The sequence below is a fragment of the Microcystis sp. M53603_WE2 genome (genome assembly GCF_030065435.1).
This window is the reverse complement of record NZ_JASJFF010001370.1, coordinates 1-3,458: the sequence shown is the minus strand read 5'-3', so window position 1 is coordinate 3,458 and position 3,458 is coordinate 1. Positions and strand designations below refer to the sequence as shown.

The 3,458-nt window shown below is 43.0% G+C and carries 4 protein-coding genes and 1 pseudogene; 1 reads left to right on the top strand and 4 read right to left on the bottom strand.

The features are described 5' to 3' along the window. Positions 1 to 157 precede the first annotated feature (157 nt). The 3 genes and pseudogenes from PX481_RS28755 to modB all read right to left on the bottom strand — a co-directional run. A pseudogene (locus PX481_RS28755) lies at positions 158 to 433 on the bottom strand (zinc ribbon domain-containing protein); the annotation flags it as partial. Positions 434 to 705: 272 nt separating this feature from the next. Then, positions 706 to 1,011: a hypothetical protein gene (locus PX481_RS28750; RefSeq protein WP_288097357.1), complete on the bottom strand. Its 306-nt coding sequence runs from the start codon at positions 1,009 to 1,011 to the stop codon at positions 706 to 708. A 265-nt stretch (positions 1,012 to 1,276) separates the two neighbouring features. Then, on the bottom strand, positions 1,277 to 3,115 hold the full coding sequence (gene modB / locus PX481_RS28745) for a molybdate ABC transporter permease subunit (RefSeq protein WP_288097355.1): 1,839 nt from the start codon (positions 3,113 to 3,115) through the stop codon (positions 1,277 to 1,279). A 61-nt stretch (positions 3,116 to 3,176) separates the two neighbouring features. On the opposite strand from modB, the gene PX481_RS28740 reads away from it, so the two are divergent. Further along, positions 3,177 to 3,302, top strand: a complete 126-nt coding sequence (locus tag PX481_RS28740; RefSeq protein WP_288097353.1) for a hypothetical protein — start codon at positions 3,177 to 3,179, stop codon at positions 3,300 to 3,302. A gap of 1 nt (position 3,303) precedes the next feature. Here the strand turns inward: PX481_RS28740 and PX481_RS28735 are convergent. Continuing rightward, the coding region (locus PX481_RS28735; protein WP_288097359.1) for an extracellular solute-binding protein at positions 3,304 to 3,458 on the bottom strand (155 nt) is incomplete at its 5' end.

The window sequence follows — 3,458 nt, the reverse complement described above, 5'->3', positions numbered from 1 at the left end:
GTCTCCGAGCCAGTAGTCAGTAGTCAGGAGAATTAAGAATGAGCATTAATCAATTAAATGCTCTATTTGGTTATTTTATGCAATTTTATGCTTATTTTTCTCATTTTTGCCCTCTCAAAAATTAATTATGCAAGAACTCTATTAAACTTACTCAAATCTACTCATGAGCAAATTTGAAGCTAATTTCCTGCTTCAAGGTAGCAGTGTCGGCACTATCTACTCCCCAGGCTGACACGGTGGAACTCACCGCCAAAGAAGCTAGATTGAGACTAGCGTTCAAGTCTCTATCACAAACAAAAGAGCATTGTTCACAATCAAAAACTCTTTCGGATAAAGATAGAGACTCTTTTTTGTATCCACAATTGGAACAGATTTTGCTACTGGGGAACCATCTATCAGCTACGATTAACTCCGCACCATACAACTGATTTTTTTTGTTGGCTTTTGAAACTATTTCAATAACTTGAACCTCCTTCTGAAGTGCGGAATGTAGCCCTCTAAAATACCTCTGAGGGGGTTGCGGGCTTTTTCTTCTAATTTTTTACCCCGCACCCAAAGGACAGCACAAAATCCGAACCGCTTCCTTGCCTTTTTCCCATATCCTAACTACCAATATAACACTATTTCATTAATCAGAAAAATTACTTAAAAAACTCTGTGTCCTCTGGGTCTCTGTGGTGAGCAATCAATTACTCAATCGACACTTTAGACATCTTCCACTACTTTTACCATTCCTTCTCGACCAACTTCTCCTAACTTTTCTCCCCAAACCTCCCAGCAATCTTCACAGGATTTTCCTACTCGTTTTTTGACGTTAATTCGGTAATAAAAATGTGTTTCATTATCTCCCACTAATTCCCCTGAAAATATTTCCCAATTGGGACTGACTAACAGCAGGAGTTCGTTAATTGGATCGTAAATATCTACCTCTGGATGCGCTCTTTCGGCAATTCGTTTTAACTTGATATCTGGCAGATACATAAATTTAGGTTCACAGCAGGAATTAACCATCAGCCACAGACAACCTGGCCCCTCCACTCGGTAATTAACCCACGCGATTGATGATGCTATTTATAACATTTCATCTGGCATTTCATCAGGAGTGGGTAAGTGTAAATCCACTCGCATTATCCAATCACAAGATTCCTTTTTAGCCATGATTTTATAACTCCATATATAACATTTTTACTAACTAATGACACGAGCGGGTATTTAACGGGATGGTCTGGGATTTTAGAAGCTCTATATCTGTCAGCACTTGATAAAAATTAACCCATTACTTTAATAATAATAAACGCTGGGGAGATAAAGTAACAGTCCAAGGCAAAGCTTGCTCCTTAATTTCTAACCATTTATCCTTATATAACTCTGCTTGGATATGAAAATCGCGGTCGTGGTTGGAGGGTTGATTAAGTTTTAGATAGAGAGTCACCCGATGGGGTCCTTCAATGGCATTAGCTAACCAACAGGTAAAAGTATTAATATCGCCTAAATCTCGACCAAAAATAATTTGATGGGCGCGAATTCCCGTATAGGCTAAATAGTCGGGAATCCCGGGGACGGTGTGTAATTTAACATCCCAATCAATGGCTTCCAATTGTTGATTATTAATGATTATAGCACGGGAAAAATTCTTACAGCCCGTAATTTTTGCCAAACTAACGCTATCTGGTCGCTCAAAAATTTTCTGCTTAGAATTATTAGCAATTGCCCGCCCTTTTTCCATAACTAATAAATTCTCACATATTCGATAGGCTTCATCCATATTGTGGGTAACAAAAATTGTCACGCCATCGTAATTACTTAAAGTTTTGATCATCTGACGTTCTAATTGAGCGCGTAGATGGGTATCAAGGGCAGAAAAAGGCTCATCTAATAATAAAGCTTCCGGACGACTAGCTAAAGCGCGAGCGATGGCGACCCGTTGTTGTTGTCCCCCCGATAATTGATGGGGATAACGGTTTTCCATGCCGGGTAACTGCACTAATTCCAATTGGTTGGCAATCTGCTGTTTAATAACTTTTTTAGATAAGTTTTTGGGGAGACTAAAAGCGATATTTTCTGCCACGGTGAGATGGGGAAAAAGGGCATAATTCTGCACCACAAAACCGATACGACGCTGACGACTGGGGAGATTAATTCCCTTTTCGGAGTCGAAGAGAATGCGCCCATTTAAGACAATACGACCCCTTGAGGGCGTTTCCACACCAGCCAGCGATCGCAAAATCAGGCTTTTTCCCGACCCCGAAGCCCCTAATAGTCCTAATGGCTGATTTTGGCAGTTAAAAGTGACCGAGAGGTTAAAACCGGGTAAATATTTCTCTATATCGACAAATAAGCCTATTTTATCCCTATAATGGTGATTTTCAGCTGCTAAAAGGGCAAAATCGCGACCCTGCCAGGGTGGCAGCCAGTCCTCCATCTCGTTAGGTTTGCTTTCTCCCAGTCGTCCTAATTGCTGTTTGCGTTGACTTTGCCAGAGATTAACGGCGATAATTCCCGATAGGGAGATTAATATGATAATAAACACCCATATCCAAGCCTCGGTCATCGCTCCTGCTTCCACAGCGAAGAAAATCGCCATCGGGATAGTTTGAGTTTGCCCCGGAATATTACCCGCTAACATCAAAGTCGCCCCAAATTCCCCCAAAGCGCGGGCAAAAGCTAGGGTTAATCCCGCTAATACTCCGGGGAAGGAGAGGGGCAAAAGTACGCGCCAGAATATTTTTCTCTCCGTCGCGCCCAGAGTGCGGGCAACCTGTAGGATGTTGGCATCCACCTGTTCAAAAGCCCCTAGGGTGGTTTTGTACATCAGGGGAAAAGCCACCACCGTCGCGGTGATAATGGCGGCATACCAAGTAAAAACGACGCGAAAGTTAAATAAGTCTAATAACTGTCCTAATAGTCCGTTTTTGCCGAATAGGAGCAGTAAAATGAAGCCTACCACCGTCGGGGGCAAGATTAAGGGCGCGACGAAAACTCCCTCGATTAGGGATTTCCACCGTCCGCGATAGCCTAACATCCAATAAGCGGCGGCAATACCGAGAAAAAAGATGATTATCAGGGCAATGGTGGCGGTTTTTAGGGATATCCATAGGGGGGAAAAGTCTGGCATTTTTCAGGGGTCAGGGGTTGGGTTTTGGGGTTTTGGGGTTTTGGGGTTTTGGGGTCTTGGAGTGTTGGAGTGTTGGGGTGTTGGGGTTTTAGTTGAAATTCCCCACTACCCCACTTCCCCACTTCTCCACTTCTCCACTTCCCCACTTCTCCACTTCTCCACTTCCCCACTTCTCCACTTCCCCTAAATTATCTGGCTATTCCGAAGCCGAATTTTTCAAAAATGTTTTTAGCGGCTGTGCTGGTGAGATATTGGGCGAAAGTCTTGGCAGCTTGCGGGTTTTTACTGGCTTTGATGACAGCTATCGGGTAAATAATCGGAGAATGGAGATTATTGGCAGCCG

Excerpts from the sequence above, each read along its gene's own strand:
- PX481_RS28750 (WP_288097357.1), bottom strand. The coding sequence starts at position 1,011 with ATGGTTAATTCCTGCTGTGAACCTAAATTTATGTATCTGCCAGATATC.
- modB (WP_288097355.1), bottom strand. The coding sequence starts at position 3,115 with ATGCCAGACTTTTCCCCCCTATGGATATCCCTAAAAACCGCCACCATT.